This is a genomic window from Rhodococcus sp. EPR-134, assembly GCF_001647205.1.
Taxonomy (GTDB): domain Bacteria; phylum Actinomycetota; class Actinomycetes; order Mycobacteriales; family Mycobacteriaceae; genus Rhodococcus_F; species Rhodococcus_F qingshengii.
In genome coordinates this window covers 1-16,837 of the sequence record NZ_LVCT01000027.1, presented here as the reverse complement: position 1 = coordinate 16,837, position 16,837 = coordinate 1, and the positions used below count along the sequence as shown (strand labels likewise).

Here is a 16,837-nt window from a genome sequence, read left to right as displayed (position 1 = left end):
TACGAGAAGGTCGCCGAGGCCTTCGGTGGATACGGTGAGCGTGTTAAGGATGTCGCCTCCATCGCCGACGCTATGAAACGCGCGTTCGACGCGGGAGTTCCCGCATGTATCAACGTCGAGGTGGACCCGCACGTAGTCCACCCCATCACGACGATGATGCTCGGTGACGTCACAAGTACTGACGAAATCGTTGTCCCGTACTACGAGAACATTCCTCGCTGATGCCGGGGCGAATGGAAGGTGCAGTAGCCGTCGTGATCGGCGGAGCATCCGGTATCGGTTGGGCAACAGCGCAATTGCTGGCTGCCGAAGGTGTGGGCGTCGTGATAGGCGACATCGACATCGAAGGCGGGCGGAAACGCGCCGTAGAACTCGGTGGGCGAGCTGAAGCAGTCCGGGTCGATGTCGTCGACGAAGAATCGGTCAAGGTGATATTCGAGGGGGCCCAGGCGCAGCATGGTCGGCTGGATATCGCGGTCAATTGTGCCGGGGTGAATCTGCCGGGCTACATAACGGATTTGGAGGCGCAAAGTTGGCGGCGAACCGTTGACATCTGTCTCACCGGAGGTTTCTTCGTGATCAAGCATGCGGCGCGTGCCATGGCTGCCGGTGGATCGATCGTCTCCATTACCTCATTGAACGCACGCCAGGCGGCTGCAGGTTTTGCAGGATACTGCTCCGCCAAAGCTGGCCTCGCCATGCTCACCGAGGTTGCGGCACTCGAACTCGGAGACCGGGGGATACGCGTCAACGCGGTTTCGCCAGGTCTTGTCGAAACGCCACTTGTCGAGGGTCTCACCGGTGTGCCGGCTATTCAGGCGGACTTCACCGAGAACACTCCGCTCGGACGTAATGGGTTGCCACGCGACGTTGCCGAAGCGGTGTTCTTCCTCGCTTCCGATGCTTCTTCGTGGATCACGGGCGAGGTTCTCGATGTCAACGGCGGTGCCCACTTACGTCGGTACCCGGACGTGATGAAACACATCGAGGCGATGCAATAGCTCGTCGAGAGTTCGTCGGTTCTGATAGCGCCCGGTGTCGTCCACGCGCCCGGGCCGGAAGTTACGTCCAATCCAGAAAGGGCTTTTCACGATGTGCTCGCAATATCGCCTTGCCGATGAGTCTCGACGCCACGCTGCTGCACGACCAGACGCCCTCGCGTTGACAGGTCGAGACGGGTCGATGACGTTTGCCGAGCTCGACCTCCGCACCAGTCGGCTGGCCAACGTTCTTCTCGACCTGGGTTGTAGATCTGGAACCAGGGTGGCCGTGGTGGACAGAGGCTCGACTCAAGTCGTCGAGATCGTACTTGCGGCAGCGAAGATCGGGGCAGTGGCAATCCCGATCAATTGGAGGTTGTCCGGCGCCGAGGTTGCCGAGGTGCTCGCCGACGCGGACGCTCGTGTGTTGTTCTTCCACAGTGAATTCGAGGGTGTGGTCTCGGCGGTGCAGGCATCGGAAGGGGCGAAGCTGCGTGTCGTGAAGATCGACGGTTCCGAGGAGTTCGACTACGAAGCGCGATCGGCAGGCGCAAGTTCGGTCGATCCGGGATGGCGCGGAAGCCTGGACGACGTTGTACTGCAACTGTATACATCCGGAACGACGGCAAAACCCAAAGGTGTTCTCACATCCAACAGGAACCTGGAGGCATGCACGCGAACCGGCGGGCCATGGGGATTCGACGAATCCTCGGTCAGCTTGTGTGCGATGCCCCTGTTCCACATCGGTGGATTGGGTTGGGCGCTCGTGGGACTTGCGAATGGCGCCCATAACGTCGTTCTCCCAGAATTCACACCTGCCGGTCTGTTGGAAGTACTGGAAGGGATGAGTATCACCAATACCTTTCTCGTGCCTTCCGTCATCGGGATGCTGGTCGACGTACCAGGCGCGCGAGAGCGCAATTTCGCAACTCTCCGATCCATCGCTTACGGTTCCTCGCCGATCACACCATGGGTCTTGAAGCGAGCTCTCGAGACGTTCCGCAAGCCCCTGTTCCAGGTCTACGGGCTGACCGAAACGCATGGAGCAGTAACACAACTCGATTCTTGTGACCATGCGGTGGACGGCGAGAAGGTCGGACTGCTGCGCTCGGTCGGAAAACCCTACCCCTGGGTGGACTTGAAGGTGATGTCACCGGAAGGCGAGGAAGTTGCGGTCGGCGAGGCCGGCGAGATCTATGTCAGGTCTCCGCAAACGACCGAAGGTTACTACCGACGGCCGGAAGAGACTGCCGCTGCGATAGATACCGACGGGTGGTTCCATACCGGCGACGTGGGACGGGTCGACAGCGAGGGCTACGTCTACATCACCGATCGGATGAAGGACATGATCATCACGGGTGGAGAGAACGTCTATCCCATCGAAGTCGAATCGGTCATCGCCGACTATCCGGGAGTATCCCAAGTTGCCGTCATTGGAGTGGAGGATCCACTGTGGGGCGAGGCGGTCAAAGCCGTCGTAGTTGCTGCTGCAGGGCATCAACTCGATACCGACTCGATTTCAGGTTTCGTTCGAAGCCGACTTGCCGGCTACAAGTGCCCCAAGTCCATCGAGATAGTCACGGAACTTCCGTTGGGTGCTACGGGCAAGATCCTCAAGCGCGAACTTCGGGCGCGATATTCGACAGTATGAGAATCAACGTGCACGCTTGCGGCCGGGCTTGCATCCAACCGTATTCAGTGCGATGACGGCGTACTTCTGAGCTACCTCTTCCGGGGTGAGTTCTCCCTCGGCGTGATACCAGCGCGGAATCGACTGGCACATCGCGAGAAGTGCGCGGGTGGTCTCGGGCACGTCTGCTACTGAGAAGAGACCTCGTTCCGAACCCTCGGTGACTATGCCGAGCACCAATTCTTCGACGCCCTTGCGTACGACACGATATCGCTGTCGGTGTTCGGGGCTGAGGTAGCGCACTTCCCCCTCGAGGGCTGCCAACCGAGAGCGGGTCGTCATACGAAGCACGATCGCTTCGACGACGTTGGTGAGCTGTTGTCGAGGGTCGTCTCCGCCGTCGGCGTACGCGCTGTGGGCACGAGCGAGGACGTCACTGGTCGAAATCTCCAGCAGAGCAAGGAGGATCCCTTCTTTGCTCTGGTGGTGGTAGTAGAGGGCGGGGATCGTCACGCCGACGCGGCGTGCGATCTCGCGTATCGAAGTACCGTGGAACCCGTTGTCGTAGAATCCTTCGAGGGCGGCTTCCAGGATAGGAGTCAGCTCGAGCGGCTCGATCCGTCGCCAACTGGCTGTGGCGTCCTTCGCCGAATCTTTCGTGGCCATACGTGGTCCCCTAGCTATCGCTCGATAATGCTCGGGGAGATACTACGCCGCGACGAAGTCACAACAACTGCACGTTGCTCAGTTTCCACTCGCCGTCCTCGCGGACCAGCGAAAGTTGCATCCGGTTGCGGTCGATTCTCGGATCGGGGGAGTTGGTGTTCGTGATCGTCTGATCGAGGAACACGAGAACCTCGGCGTTGTCGCGATCACTGCTCGCCAGCCCGGCTGAAATGATCTGAGCGGACGAGGTCGCCTGATACTGCACGATCATATTCTGAAGGTTGGCTGCCACCTGGGCGTACTGACCGGCGAATTCGCCGACAGAATTGTCACGGACCACGGAGAGATTCTGATCGAGGTTCTGGAAGTTGTACGTCGCAAGATCAGTGGCGAATTGCCGTCCGCTGTCCAGGGCGCTGATACGCGCGTTTTCGTCGACCGATTTCTGCCAGGTCGCGAATGCGCCCCATCCGAGCGCCGCGACCACGACCAGGGCGCCGGCAACGATCGCTACGGTCTGCTTGCGAAGCCGCTTGGGCTTGTCGACGATTGTGGGCGTCTGGGGTTCGGTTGTCTCGGTCATTGCGTTCCTTGTACTAGTAGTGCGGCAAACGAGTTGTCACCGAGAACGGTGTTCTGACCACCGTTGAGGCCCAGACGAATCGACGTTCCGTCACCGGCTGCGACCGTTCCGAGGGCAGGATCGTATTCAGCAACCCCGTCGATCGTTCCAGTTCCGGTGGGGATGTTCTGCGATCCGCGATTCTGGATCCGGCCCGACTGGTCCGCGCAGTGTTGGTTCTTGTCGAGCGTGGTCGGTGAGGTGTCCTGTACCGATCGCCGGGGCGTGTTGTAGATACAGACCGGTCCGAGTGCTGTGATCAGATCAAGCTGTGCCCGTCCGTCTTTGACGATACTTCCGAACTTCTCGAATCCTTTGGGCACCACCACCAACAAGGCATCGACGGCGGGCATCCGTGCAGTGACGATCTGAGTGGAGACGAGAGAATTGGCCAACAGCAGACTGAACGGCTCACGACTCTGTTCGATGAGAGGCAGTATCTGATTGTCGAGAACACTCGGGCTTCGATCGAGGAGTGTGCGCAGTTGCGGATCGGAGTTTCGTACCTGATCTGTCAATTGGCGAAGTGTGAGTGCAACTTCGGGAAGAGCATCAACATTTTCCTCGTTCGCAGTGAACAGTGAGCGCGAGTTCTCGACGAGTGTGTTGACACGCGGTTGATCGGATTGGACAGTGCGCGCGAGCACGTCGAAGTTGTCGACGAGCGCCTGCAGATCCGGACCCAATCCGTTCAATCCCTCGCCGAGTTCGTGCGAGAGGGTTCGCAGGTCTGCCGGATCGACGGTGTCGGCAGCAGCGTTGAAATTCGCAATCACGGTTCCCAACGCGACCGGGATCGAAGTGCGCTCAGTCGGAACGACGGAACCTTCAACCAGATACGGGCCGCCGTCGGTCTGCGAGGACAACTGAACTTTCAATACCGGAACGGCGGTGTCCTGGCTGATGGCCACATGCGAATCGTTGGGGATCTGTTTGTCGGCGGCGATGCTCAACGTCATCACGACGAGGTCCTGGGCAGAGTCCACCTCCACCGACTCGACGTCGCCGACGGTGACTCCGCGATAGGCCACTTCCGAACCGGGAGCGATTCCGGCCGCGTTCTCCAATTCGACGATGACCGAGAAGGTTCCGGTGAACGGATCTCCGGCACCGACTTGCCGGAGTACGTACGTCGTGCTGACCACCGCGATGAGGAGAAAGGCGGCGATCTCGAAATAGACGGTTCGGTTCTTCATCGCGTTCCTCCTTGCAGGGGTGTCGTGATCGGCAGTTCCCGATCGGAGGCGGGCAGAGGTGGCAGTGGCGGTGCGGCGCCCGGGATTATCTCGTTGAGCACTCCGGTCACGGTGCCCTCGACATCGACGTCGAGGTCGATGTTCACGTAATCGCCTGGGCTGGCACGCTCGAGGAGCACTCTTGCGTTGTCCAGGTTGGCCATCGTCTCACCCAGTGTCGGCCCCATTGCCGAGAACTGGTCGAGGATGGGTGACAGTCGTCCGGTGATCTCGGAAATCTGGTCGGCCGACTGGTCGAGTACGGAATTGGTTGCGGTACTGAGCCGATCGGTTTCGTCGAGTAGATCGAGGAGCGGTTGTCGTTGGTCGGCGATCACGCCCAATGCGGGTGTGAGTGTGCGCAAGCCTTCGTCGATGGTGGCGCTCTCGTCTCCGATCAGAGCGCTGAGCCGGTTCAGTGAATCCAGTGCCGAATTGATCGATTCCTTTCGGTCGTCAAGTGTTCCGAGAAAAGTGTCAAGGCGTGCAAGCAGATCGCGGATCGTCTCCTCCCTGCCGTCGAGAATCTGATCAGCCTCACTGACGATGTTCTTGACCTGCGCCAACCCACTGCCGTTCAACAGAGTTCCGACGGCGCCGAGCAGTTGTGCGACATCGGGTCCGCGCACGGTCTCCGATCGCTCGATGGTGGAACCTGGTTCGAGAATGGGGCCCGCTGGATCGACCGGAACTTCGAGGTTGACGAACGCATCGCCGATCGGGGTCGACAGTTCGATCCGAGCGCGGGTGCCGACAGGTAGTTCGATGTCCGACGCGATTTCGGTATGTACCACGGCTGCAAAGGTTTGCGCGCTCATCGACGTGACTCTGCCGACCACTGCCTGGCCGATCCGCACCTCGCCGCCGACGGGAAGTAACGACGCGTCGACGAATTCCATGTTCAGCGGGTACGACTCTCCTGGCAGACCGCGTCCGAGGGGGAGGTGCTGGAAGTTGAGACTGCAGCCGGTCAATGGCGCGGCGATGACAAGTGCCACGACAACGCTCACCACGGACTTGTTCGACGCCATCAGTTACCCCCACCGAGGATGCGTGCCAGGTCGGAGCTGCCTGCCGAAGGAAATTCGATGGGATTGACGATTCCCGGCCCTGTGCACAGCGGTATCGGCATCTTCTCGCACAGTTCTCTCGTCGTGTCGAACTGTGAGAGATCGGTGGCGACGTTCAATCGTGCTCTGGCTCGGCCTTCTTCGGTGACGAGGTTGGCGACGTTCTCGAATCCCGTTGGTGCCGTTTCGATGATCTCGCGCAGTTGATCCTGTTTGGTCGCGACTGCACCGGCCAACTGTGCGAGCGTACCCAGATCGGCGGTGACCGCCTCGCCGTGTTCGGCGAGTAGCGCTGAGACCTGTCCGAGCAACGTGGTCAGGGAATCGAGCGCCCCGCTGATGTCTTCTCGCTGGGCGCTGAACGTGCGGGCGGTGACTGTCACCGAGTTCGACAGGGAGTCGACCTTGGTCTGGTTGTCCGCGATCAACTGCACGAGGGTGTTCAGGTTCTTCACCAGTTCGGAGATGTCGGGACTTGCACCCGCCAGTACCGAACTGGCCTGTGAGATGGACCGAACGGCATCGTTGAATGCTTGCCCGTTGCCGTCCAACGCGTGGGCGCCTTCTCCGATGAGGTCACCGATCCCGCCGCCGTCGGCGCCAGGGCCGAGCGCCACCGTCAATTCGTTCACCGATGCGGTGAGTTGGTCCCACGTCAGCGGGGAGTGAGTGCGTTCGAGAGGGATCACCGCGCCGTCGATGAGGAACTCACCGTCCTCGTAGCCGGGGCCGAGTTCGATCGTGCGGTCACTGATGACCGAGGGAGACAGGACCCAGGCCTGCGCGTCGGCGGGTATACGTGTTCCGGATGGCAGGCTCAGCGCCACTCGTACCCGGGACCCTTCCGGCGTGACGCTCTCGACCCTCCCGCTGGGAACTCCCAGAATCGTCACTGTGTTCCCGGTGAAGATAGCGTCGGTCGAGGTGAATTCGGCGGTGAGAGTGAGTCTGTGTTCGTCACGCGTGACGAACAGGACGGCACCGATCGCGCAGATCACAATCGCTGCCAGCACGGCGAGTTTCTTGACGGTCGTGGTCATCGACACCCCTGAACGAGCCCGACGACGCACAACCAATTGTCCGGGATGAGGGTGGAGGGCGAGTTGAGGTCGAGCCAGTTGCCGTTACCGGTCGCGTTGGTGACGTAGCGGACGCTGGGGGCGAAGTTGTCGAGCAGTGTGGTCAGTGATTGTTCGTTCTCGGACAGAACTCCCGTCACCACGTGGATGTCTCCCATGACCGAGTCGATCAAAGCCTGGTTGTCGCCCAGGAACTGGGCAAGTGTGGTGCTCAACTGATTCAGGTCTTGTACAAGCGCATTCAGCACATCTCGCCGGTCGGCGATCGTGGACATCACCAGATCCGCATTCCCCAGAAGGGTTTCCAGAGTGTCCTTCTGCTCGATCAGTGTTGCGGTCGTCTGCTGCGCTCCGGTGAGAAGGGAACGGAGCGCAACGTCGTTGTCGTTGACTACTCCGGAGAGTGCGTCGATTCCCTCGAGTGAGCGGCGAATGAGTTCGGGATCGTCCGGTGAATTGTCGGACACCGCGGTCAGCATGTTTCGCAGTTGTTGCAGATCAAGGTTTTCCGACGTGGATTGTGCTCCTCGACCGAGATCGTCGAGAGTGAAGGGAACGCTCGTGTTCTCGATGGGGATGGTCGAACCTGCGGGTAACGAGCGCGATCCGTTCGGAGTGACGTCGAGCGAGCGTCGGCCGAGCAGAGTCGAGATCTTGATGTCCGCACGGGAGTCTTCGCCGAGAGTGACGCCGTCGTCGAGTCGGAAGGTGACTTCAACCGAGTTGCCGCTGACCGCCAACGAGGTGACCACCCCGCTCGGGACTCCCGCGACGTTGACCGGATCGTCCTGCGTCAACCCGGTGGCGTTGGCAAAGACGGCGTGGTACTCGTTGGTCTTGACCTTCAAGATCAGTTGAGGGACAACGAGTGCGGCCAGAATCACACCGACTCCGACGAGGATGCAGATGATTCCGTTGCGGACCGGGTTCTTGACGGTGAGCCAGTTCATCGGCACACCGCCGAACGCTCGGGGCCGCCGAGGGTCACCGATTGGTCCAGCGCGCTGAGCCGGAAGTTGCAGATGTAGATGTTCGCCCAGCTTCCGTAGCTCATCGCGATCCCCAACTGGGTGAACAGTTGATCGAAAGCGGTGATACCGGTCGCCAGCGACTCACGGTTGTCGACGACGACGCTGGCCGACTGATCGATCGAAGTCAGCGCGCCAGCCAAGTCCGGTTCCACGCCCGTCACCAAGTCCTGAAGTGAAGAAGTCAGGGCGCCTGCGGAATCCACTGCGGCCGAGATCTGTTGGCGGTCCTGTGCCAAACCGCCGACCAGTGTGTCGAGCGTGTTGATCATCTCGACGAAGTTGGGTCGATTCGTCGTGGTCACGGTAAGGACCCGGTCGAGGTTGTTCAGTAGTTGGTCCAAGATCGCGTCCCGGGACGTCAAGTTCTCGGTGACGGCAACAGTGCGCTCCAGCAGGCTTTCGATGGTGGAACCTTGTCCTTGGAATACCTGGACGACCTGTGCGGCAAGCTCGTTGACTTCTGCGGGGTCAAGTGCGTCGAACAGGGGACGGAATCCGCCGAGGATGTCGGTGAGGTCGATCGCCGGCTGAGTCTGTTCCACGGGAATTGTGGCCCCGGGGGAGAGGTAGTTGCCTGTTGCGCGTTCGGCCTGTCCGGGTTCGATCGAAATTGTTCGCGCTCCCAACAGGTCTGCGTACCTCACCACAGCGCGACCGTCGGACGGAATACGTTGTGCAGATTCGAGTTCGAAGCCGACGACGGCTTGGTTGTTCACCAGCTCGACGCTGTCGACGCGCCCTACTCGCACCCCGGCGATCTGAACATCGCTGCCGGTGACCAGGCCGGAGGCATTGACGAAGACGGCCCGGTACTGCGAACTCGACCCGGAGACTGGGTTGATCAGGGTGCTCACCACAACCACGGTGGCGAGAATCGACAGTGCAGCAAACAGTCCGAACCTGATCAGAGATTTCTTCACGCTCATCCGCCCACCACCGTCGTGCCGCGAAATACCGGCCCCGCCACGAGAGTGTCCAAAGCTGTACCGCCCTGGGTGAGAGCCGAGATCAGGGACTGTTCGGCAGGGCTGCCGACCGGGCCGACGGTTCCGCCGAACGCGGTCGCGGCGGCAGGACAGTTGGGTCCGCGGGTTCCGTCGTACTGTGGGCAGTCGGTCTTTCCGTACGGATACAGATCTGTGACGGACAGCCGTAGATCGGTGCTGAGCCACGGACCATGCGCCAACGCGGGCGGGAGCTTGATCGTGAGATTGCGCAGGCCGTTGTAGAAGGTGGTGATGTGGTCCGGCCGCGAAGTGATTGCGCCGGTCAGGGAATCGGCGTCGTCGACCAAGGTGATCATGCGGTCGCGATTGTCACCGATCAGACTCGTGGCAGCAGCTCCCGTGCTGGTGCCGGCACGCAGAAGCCCCGCCAACCCGTCGGATTTCTCGACGACGGTCTTGGATGTGGTGATGGAGTTCTCGAATGCGGCGAGCATGTCCGGCGCACTCGTCGAGAGACTGTCGGCGAGGGTGGCTATGTCGTCGAGGTCGTCACCGAGTCCGTCGATGACGGGCTGCGCACCGACCAACGCTTGGTGGACTGAATCGAGCGATTCGCCGATCTGGTTTCCCTTGCCGCTCAACGCGTCCGAGACTGCCGTGAGTGCGACGTTGATGTCGGCGGGGTCGAGGGAAGAAACGAGCGAGTAGATCCGTGAGATCGATTGGTAGAGCTGGACCGCGACTTCGGACTGATCGGATACCAATTCGGTACCCGGCACGAGAGCAGGACCACGCGAGAGTCCGTCAGGTTGAATCAAGTCTACGAAGAAGTCACCGAAGATGTTGCGGGGCATCAGTCGCACCTGACTTGTCGACGGTATGTCCTCGAACGCTTTCTCGTCGATCGCGAGTGAGACAGTCGAAGCGGTGGTGCCCGGCTCGATCTCGGCCACAGCGCCGACGACGACGCCGCGGTACTGTACCGAGGATCCGACTCGCAGCGCACCGGCACTGGCGGGGACGACAGCACTGACCTGCGGTGTGGAACCGGTGGAGTCCGTACCTCTGCTGAACAAGAAGACGTAGGCGAGGATCAGGATGACCACGGCGAGTAAACCCCGCAGTGCCAGGGTGATTCGGCTGGAATTCGTGACGATCATCCGGTCAGCCCGGGTACGTGAGGTTTGAGTCCCCACAGCGCAATGGTCATCGCGACGTCGGTGAAGGCCAGGAAGACGATGCTGGTGCGCAACGCTCGTCCGGCGGCTCGTCCGACGCCTTCGGGTCCACCCGTCGCGGTGTAACCGTAGTAGCAGTGCACGAGGGTCACGACGACCGCGAACACCATGACTTTTATCAAGGACAACCAGATGTCGTTGGGAGAGAGGAAAAGACTGAAGTAGTAGCCGTACGTTCCCTCCGACTGGCCTTTGACCCGGATCACCGCAAGCGCCGTTGCCATGTACGAAGCAAACAGGCCGACCAGGTACAGCGGGACCACCGCGATGAGCGCCGCGATCAGTCGGGTGGTGACCAGGTACCGCAGCGAGGGAATCGCCATGACTTCGAGCGCGTCGATTTCCTCGGAGATCCGCATCGCTCCGAGCTGCGCGGTGAATCCGGTTCCGACCTTGGCTGCCAGGGTGATTGCGGCAACGAGTGGTGCCACCTCGCGAGTATTCGCGATGGCGGACATCACGCCGGACAGCGGTGCGAGGCCGACGAGGTTGAGTCCGCGGTAGCCCTCGAGTCCGATCTGGGAACCGGCGAAGAACGAGATCGCGAAGATCACGACGACGCTGCCGCCTCCGGCGAGCAGGGTGCCCGAACCGAATGCCACCTGGGCGACGAGACGGGCGACTTCACGCCAATAGCGCTTGAGGGTTGCGGGAATCGAGGTGATGACACGCGCGTGGAACGTGAACTGATCGCCGAGTCGACTCAGGCCGTCGACGGTCCGCGAACTGACCCGCTTGGCACGAATTGCGATGGGCAGGTGCATCAGTAGGCACCTTTCACCGAGACGAACAGTGGGTAGAACTGAGTAATTGCGAGGTTGGCGACAAACACGAGGACAAACGAGAGCACGACGGTCTCGTTGACTGCGTCGCCGACGCCTTGAGCTCCGCGCTTGACGGTCAGGCCCTTGTAGCAGGCCACGATTCCCGAGATGAGAGCAAAGGCAACGGCTTTGATGCCGGAGACGACGAAGTCGCTGGGTTGACTGAATTGAACGAGATTGCGCAGGAAACTCTGTGCGTTGCCGTCGAGTATCAGGACGTGAACGAAGAGGCTTGCGCCCAAACCGATTACGAGAACTATCGAGTTCAGTAGGAGGCAGACGACGGCAATGGCGATCATCCGGGGTACGACCAGGCGTTCGAGCACGGGTAGACCGAGCACTTCGAGTGCATCGATTTCCTCGCGTATCGTTCGCGCTCCCAAATCTGCGCAGATTGCGGAACCGCCGACACCGGCGATGATCAGGGCGCACACCAGGGGGCCGGCCTGTCCGATGATGAGGAACGCGACGACGGCACCGCTGTACGCACCCGCGCCGATTTGATCTGCGAGCGCACCGATCTGCAGTGCTACCCCGACACCGAGGGGAATCATCACCAGAGCGGACGCGACCGAGGTGACGTGGGCGAGAAACCACATCTGGTCGAGCGCCTCACGCCAGGCGAGGCGCTTGTGTCGAAGAGATGTGAACGCCGCAACGCACATGCGAACGGTGAAGGTGAAGAGCAGTCCGATCTCGGAGAGCAGGTTCGAGAACATGTTCGTCTTGGCGGGGGAGACGGCAGTTGTTTCCCCGGTTGTTCCATTCCCGGTCGTCGTAGCTTCGGTGCTCACGCCATCCCCCTCTCCGGCCGAATCGTTCTGGTCGGGTTTCTTCGATCACACTCGGGAGCTCGAAGTGCTCCAGGTCACGTTCGGAGACGGTATCAGGAAACTGACTCTGAAGTAAGTTCCATTTCGGCCACTTCATCACCGGGCGCGAATGTCGACGCGGAACTTTCGTTTGCGTCCACGCAACCTTCCCGGCGAGAGCCCGAAATGCGGCGGGTGCACAATGAGTGAATGCCACGATCAAGCCCCATTTCCGCTTGGAAGTCCCTTCGCGAAGGCAACGAGCGATTTGTCAACGACGCGTCCATTCACCCCAGCCAGGGAATCGCGGACCGCGCGAAACTCGTCGATGGGCAGCACCCCACAGCGGTGCTGTTCGGTTGCGGTGATTCGCGCGTAGCCGCCGAGATCATCTTCGACCAGGGTCTCGGCGACATGTTCGTCGTGCGCACTGCAGGTCACGTGCTCGACGATTCGGTGCTCGGTTCCATCGAGTACGCGGTTCACGTGCTCAACGTGCCGCTCATCGTCGTACTCGGTCACGACGGTTGCGGTGCCGTGAAGGCAACGCTCGACGCCCTGGACGAGGGCGCAGTTCCCGACGGATTCATCCGCAGTGTGGTCGAGCGTGTTGCTCCGTCCATCCTGATGGGCCGCAACGAGGGCTTGTCCACCGTGGACGAACTCGAAGGCCGTCACGTCGTGGAGACCGGCTCGCTGATCATGCAGAGGTCCCGGATCATCGCCGACAAGGTGGACAAGGGTGCGTGCGCGATCGTCGGCGTCACGTACACGTTGTCCGACGGTCACATGCGAGTTCAGGGCGCAGTCGGCGACATCGGCGAGAGCGTCGAGACCGTCGAGGGTTAGATCTTCCGGGGCAGTGGTACCTGGCAGCAGACAATGGGTACCGACACGCCGCCTCAGCTGACGGTTAGTGGACCCTGCGCCAACTACCGTTGAGTCCGTGTTGGAACCTAATGGACCACTGCCCCCCGCGATCTACTGGCGTCGCCGGGCGCTGGCCATTGGTGCCGCCGTCATTGCGCTGGCGTTGATCATCTGGGCGGCGTCCGCCCTCTTCGGCGGTGGAAGTGATACCCCGGAGGCCGATTCGGCCGCTGCGAGTTCCTCGCTGACGACGGACGTCTCCTTCACCCCCAACCCTTCCGGTTCCAACGCGCCGGAGGGTGGCGGTGGCTCGGGTGGCGGCGCTGCCGGTGGATCAGGTGGCTCGGGCACGCAGGCTTCGGGATCGTCTTCGTCTTCTTCGTCGACCACCGGGGCTCCGGTCCCGGCCGGTCAGTGCGCCGACTCGTCGCTGGCAGTCAAGGCCACCGCAGACAAGGCGACCTTCGCTCCCGGCGAAGAGCCGTCGTTCACGATCGTCATCACCAACATCGGTTCGGCACCCTGTGATCGAGATCTGGCGGGCGGCCTTCAGCAGGTGCTCGTCTACAGCATCGACGGCAAGACCCGGTTGTGGTCCAACGTCGACTGCTACCCACAGCCCGCAGCCGACGTACGCAATCTCGCGCCCGGCGAGCAAGCTGCGTTCAAGGTCGCCTGGTCGGCCACGACGTCGACCCCCGAGTGCGCGACCGCGCAGAACCCCGAGCGCAATCCGGTGGGCGCAGGCGCTTACACGGTTGTCGGGCAGCTCGGTGCACTGCGAAGCTCCCCGGAGCCGTTCAACATCGCATGAGCGCGGGCAAGCCTGAACAGGCCCGCTAGTTGAAGGATCCGGTGATCGACGTTTCCGCGAGCCGGGAAAGTCCCTCACGGATGTGACGGGCCCACAGCCCGCCGATGCCCTCGACCGACTGCAGATCGGCAGCCGTAGCGGCCAGCAGCGACTGGAGAGTGCCGAAGGATCCGACCAACCGGTGGATCTGATGGAACTGCAATCGAGGTACACGCATCAGCACGCGATATCCGCGAGGAGTCATCGGAGTGTCGAGGGCTTCGATCGTGCCCGGATAACCGAGAACACGCGCAAGAGTCGTGAGATCGAGTAGATCGGCGTCGGTGACGCGATCGAGTGCGACGAGGACGTTGTCCATCGCCGCGGTGCCGATGGGTTCGGGACCGGCAAGATAGTCCCGAACGATGAGTTGACGTGCAATGTCGTTGTCGCCGACCAGTTCTTCGAGCTGCAGTGCCAACTGGCGACCGTCGGTGCCGAGTTCGAGGACATCCTGTTCGATTTCGATCGACACGCGGCGAACCATTTCGAGGCGCTGTACGACGGTCAACGCGTCGCGCAGAGTCACGAAATCCTCGATCTCGACGACCGACAGTTGCCGTGTCACTTCGTCGAGTCGCGCTTTGTATCGTTCGAGCGTCGCGACGGCCTGGTTGGCGCGCGAAAGTATGGTGGCCGAGCCGTCGATGACGTGCCGGATGCCGCCGACGTACACACTGACGATCGACATCGACTGACTGACCGAGACCACGGGATAGCCGGTCTGAATTGCCGTGCGCTCGGCAGCGCGGTGCCTCGTGCCGGATTCGACGGTGGGAATCTTGTGATCGGGAACCAGCTGGACGTTGGCACGCACGATGCGTGTGCCGTCCGTCGAGAGGACAACCGCGCCGTCCATCTTCGACAGCTCACGCAATCGGGTCGGTGCGAACTCCACGTCGAGGTTGAATCCGCCGTCACACAGCGCTTCCATTTCCTCGTCGTATCCGAGGACGATCAGCGCGCCGGTACGGCCGCGCAGAATTCGTTCGAGCCCGTCTCGCAAAGCGGTACCCGGCGCCAACCTGGCGATGGTCTCTCGCAATGCCGACGACGACTGTGTGTCCGCCATCGCACTGATCATTGAGAAACTCCCTGCTGAGGTCGATGTCACTTCGGTCGGGTCCGATGCCTGCGCCGGACGGATCCCCGTTTAGATTACCTATCCATGAGTAGTACCTGGACCCTGCCTGATGACCTGACTGTCCCGGAGCCGGTCGAATTCTTTCCGGCCGCCGGCGAGAAGCTGCCTCAGCACTGGTCGAAATGCTTCGGCTGCGGCGACGACCAGCCTGCGGGAATGGCGATGAGTTTCAGGGCTGGTAACGGACTGGAAGTGACCGGTCGTCTGGAGGTCGCCAAGAAGTATCAGGGCGGTCCAGGTGTCATTCACGGCGGCATTCTGTCGACGGCATTCGACGAGGCTCAAGGTATGGCATGTATGGCTCTCGGCTCGCCGGTGGTGACCGGGCACCTCGAGATCGACTTCGCCCGGCCGATCCCGTTGGGATCGGTGCTCGAATTCCGGGCTCGCATCGACGGTGTTGTACGCCGCAAGGTCTACACCAGTGCAGAAGCGGTGATCGTCGAAGGTCCGACAGCGGATCCGGACACGGTGGTGGGAACCTCCCGCGGACTGTTTCTGACCATCACCTCGGAACACTTCGCCAAGACCAAGGAGTTCGTGGACGGCGAACCGACGTCCCCGTTCGGCACCTCGTCGGTCTGACGAGGTAGTCGGCCGAACGACGATCACTTCACCGGCGTGAGCTTGGGGCGAGACGGGGCTTGTTTGCCGCCCATCAATCCGGCGTAGGCCAGTGCCTCGGCCAGATTCGCCACTTCGTTGACGCGCATGCCGGGAATGTTCGGGCCGGAATCGACCGGCACGATGGCGCTGGTGAATCCCAGTCGGGCAGCTTCGATCAGCCGTCGGTTCACCCCGGCAACCCGTCGAACCTCCCCGGCGAGTCCGACCTCGCCGAGGATGACGAGCCCCTTGGGGACGGGTTTGGCTTTCACGGCGGAAGCGACCGCAATGGCGAGAGCCAGATCGGCACCCGGCTCGGTCATCCGCATACCGCCGACGGTCGCGGCGTAGACGTCGGCCTTCGAGATCGACACTCCGACGCGGCGTTCCAACACGGCGAGAACCATGGCCACACGGGCGGTGTCGAGCCCGCTGACGGCTCGGCGGGGTGTCGGTAGCGGCGTGGCGGCGACGAGCGCCTGAACTTCACCGAGTAGAGGTCGCTTACCGTCCATCATCACGGTGACGGCAGTGCCTTCCACAGCTTCTTCACGGTGATGCAGGAACAGGCCGGACGGATCGCTGATCTCGTTGATGCCCTGCTCGCTCAGCTCGAAGCATCCGACCTCGTCGGCCGCACCGAATCTGTTCTTGACGCCGCGGACCATGCGCAGGGTGGAGTGCTTGTCACCTTCGAAGTGCAGAACCACGTCCACGAGATGCTCGAGCGAGCGCGGACCGGCGACGGCGCCGTCCTTGGTGACGTGGCCGATCAGAAGCACCGGGATTCCACTGGCCTTGGCCAGGGAGGTCAGGGCGCTGGTGACGGCCTTGACCTGAGTCACGCCGCCGACGACCCCGTCGACGTCGGCAGCAAGCATGGTCTGCACCGAGTCGACGATGACCAGTGTCGGTTTGACCTGCTCGATGTGGCCGAGGATGGTCGCGAGATCGGATTCGGCCGCCAGATACATCCGTTCGTGGACAGAGTCGGTGCGATCTGCCCGAAGCCGAACCTGACCGGCAGACTCCTCGCCCGTGACGTACAACGCTCGATCATCCGCGCTGCGCATCGCCCAGCGGTAGACGACCTCGAGAAGTAGCGTCGATTTTCCGACGCCGGGCTCGCCCGCGAGCAGCACCACCGAACCCGGTACGACGCCACCGCCGAGGACGCGGTCCAACTCACCGATCCCCGTGGGTTTGGCCTGCGTCGAGGTGCTGTCGATC

The 16,837-nt window shown here is 61.7% G+C and carries 17 protein-coding genes and 1 pseudogene; 6 read left to right on the top strand and 12 right to left on the bottom strand.

All coding sequences use genetic code 11. The features are described 5' to 3' along the window. The 3 genes and pseudogenes from A2J01_RS01115 to A2J01_RS01105 all read left to right on the top strand — a co-directional run. Nucleotides 1–222 (top strand): annotated as a pseudogene (locus A2J01_RS01115) (thiamine pyrophosphate-binding protein); the annotation flags it as partial. Beyond that, on the top strand, nt 222–1,001 hold the full coding sequence (locus A2J01_RS01110; RefSeq protein ID WP_064111549.1) for an SDR family NAD(P)-dependent oxidoreductase: 780 nt from the start codon (nt 222–224) through the stop codon (nt 999–1,001). The pseudogene A2J01_RS01115 and the gene A2J01_RS01110, both read left to right, overlap by 1 nt. A gap of 91 nt (nt 1,002–1,092) precedes the next feature. Next, nucleotides 1,093–2,631, top strand: a complete 1,539-nt coding sequence (locus A2J01_RS01105; protein WP_054826798.1) for a long-chain-fatty-acid--CoA ligase — start codon at nt 1,093–1,095, stop codon at nt 2,629–2,631. 3 nt (nt 2,632–2,634) lie between these two features. On the opposite strand, the gene A2J01_RS01100 is transcribed toward A2J01_RS01105, so the two are convergent. Genes A2J01_RS01100 through A2J01_RS01055 form a run of 10 tightly spaced genes read right to left on the bottom strand, consistent with a single transcriptional unit; the run spans nt 2,635 to nt 12,116 of the window. Continuing rightward, nucleotides 2,635–3,276, bottom strand: coding sequence for a TetR/AcrR family transcriptional regulator (locus A2J01_RS01100; RefSeq protein WP_042451878.1), 642 nt, complete (start codon nt 3,274–3,276; stop codon nt 2,635–2,637). Between the two features lie 58 nt (nt 3,277–3,334). Then, nucleotides 3,335–3,859 carry a hypothetical protein gene (locus A2J01_RS01095; RefSeq protein ID WP_042451875.1) on the bottom strand — a complete coding sequence of 175 codons (525 nt, stop codon included), beginning with the start codon at nt 3,857–3,859 and terminating at the stop codon, nt 3,335–3,337. Beyond that, the gene (locus A2J01_RS01090; RefSeq protein ID WP_064111547.1) at nt 3,856–5,094 is read right to left on the bottom strand and encodes an MlaD family protein; all 1,239 of its coding nucleotides are present in this window, start codon (nt 5,092–5,094) and stop codon (nt 3,856–3,858) included. The genes A2J01_RS01095 and A2J01_RS01090 overlap by 4 nt, the downstream gene beginning before the upstream one ends. Then, nucleotides 5,091–6,164: an MCE family protein gene (locus A2J01_RS01085; protein WP_042451872.1), complete on the bottom strand. Its 1,074-nt coding sequence runs from the start codon at nt 6,162–6,164 to the stop codon at nt 5,091–5,093. Before A2J01_RS01085 ends, A2J01_RS01090 begins: the two co-directional genes overlap by 4 nt. Then, complete coding sequence (locus A2J01_RS01080) at nt 6,164–7,243, bottom strand: MCE family protein (RefSeq protein WP_007726908.1); 1,080 nt, start codon at nt 7,241–7,243, stop codon at nt 6,164–6,166. Before A2J01_RS01080 ends, A2J01_RS01085 begins: the two co-directional genes overlap by 1 nt. Continuing rightward, entirely contained in the window at nt 7,240–8,232 is a 993-nt protein-coding gene (locus A2J01_RS01075; RefSeq protein ID WP_007726906.1) for an MCE family protein, read from the bottom strand. The genes A2J01_RS01080 and A2J01_RS01075 overlap by 4 nt, the downstream gene beginning before the upstream one ends. Then, nucleotides 8,229–9,239 carry an MCE family protein gene (locus tag A2J01_RS01070; protein ID WP_064111545.1) on the bottom strand — a complete coding sequence of 337 codons (1,011 nt, stop codon included), beginning with the start codon at nt 9,237–9,239 and terminating at the stop codon, nt 8,229–8,231. Before A2J01_RS01070 ends, A2J01_RS01075 begins: the two co-directional genes overlap by 4 nt. Then, nucleotides 9,236–10,420 carry an MCE family protein gene (locus A2J01_RS01065; protein ID WP_047269648.1) on the bottom strand — a complete coding sequence of 395 codons (1,185 nt, stop codon included), beginning with the start codon at nt 10,418–10,420 and terminating at the stop codon, nt 9,236–9,238. The genes A2J01_RS01070 and A2J01_RS01065 overlap by 4 nt, the downstream gene beginning before the upstream one ends. Beyond that, nucleotides 10,417–11,262, bottom strand: a complete 846-nt coding sequence (locus A2J01_RS01060; protein WP_064111543.1) for an MlaE family ABC transporter permease — start codon at nt 11,260–11,262, stop codon at nt 10,417–10,419. Before A2J01_RS01060 ends, A2J01_RS01065 begins: the two co-directional genes overlap by 4 nt. Next, on the bottom strand, nt 11,262–12,116 hold the full coding sequence (locus A2J01_RS01055; protein WP_231782909.1) for an MlaE family ABC transporter permease: 855 nt from the start codon (nt 12,114–12,116) through the stop codon (nt 11,262–11,264). Before A2J01_RS01055 ends, A2J01_RS01060 begins: the two co-directional genes overlap by 1 nt. Before the next feature lie 228 nt (nt 12,117–12,344). Between A2J01_RS01055 and A2J01_RS01045 the strand changes: the two genes are divergently transcribed. After that, nucleotides 12,345–12,983: a carbonic anhydrase gene (locus A2J01_RS01045; RefSeq protein WP_003945421.1), complete on the top strand. Its 639-nt coding sequence runs from the start codon at nt 12,345–12,347 to the stop codon at nt 12,981–12,983. 97 nt (nt 12,984–13,080) lie between these two features. Next, entirely contained in the window at nt 13,081–13,818 is a 738-nt protein-coding gene (locus A2J01_RS01040) for a DUF4232 domain-containing protein (RefSeq protein ID WP_064111536.1), read from the top strand. Nucleotides 13,819–13,843: 25 nt separating this feature from the next. Here A2J01_RS01040 and disA read toward each other — a convergent pair whose 3' ends face one another. Continuing rightward, the gene (disA, locus tag A2J01_RS01035; protein ID WP_024487741.1) at nt 13,844–14,929 is read right to left on the bottom strand and encodes a DNA integrity scanning diadenylate cyclase DisA; all 1,086 of its coding nucleotides are present in this window, start codon (nt 14,927–14,929) and stop codon (nt 13,844–13,846) included. 96 nt (nt 14,930–15,025) lie between these two features. Between disA and A2J01_RS01030 the strand changes: the two genes are divergently transcribed. Then, nucleotides 15,026–15,586, top strand: coding sequence for a PaaI family thioesterase (locus A2J01_RS01030; protein ID WP_003945494.1), 561 nt, complete (start codon nt 15,026–15,028; stop codon nt 15,584–15,586). 23 nt (nt 15,587–15,609) lie between these two features. On the opposite strand, the gene radA is transcribed toward A2J01_RS01030, so the two are convergent. Next, the coding region (gene radA, locus A2J01_RS01025; RefSeq protein WP_064111534.1) for a DNA repair protein RadA at nt 15,610–16,837 on the bottom strand (1,228 nt) is incomplete at its 5' end.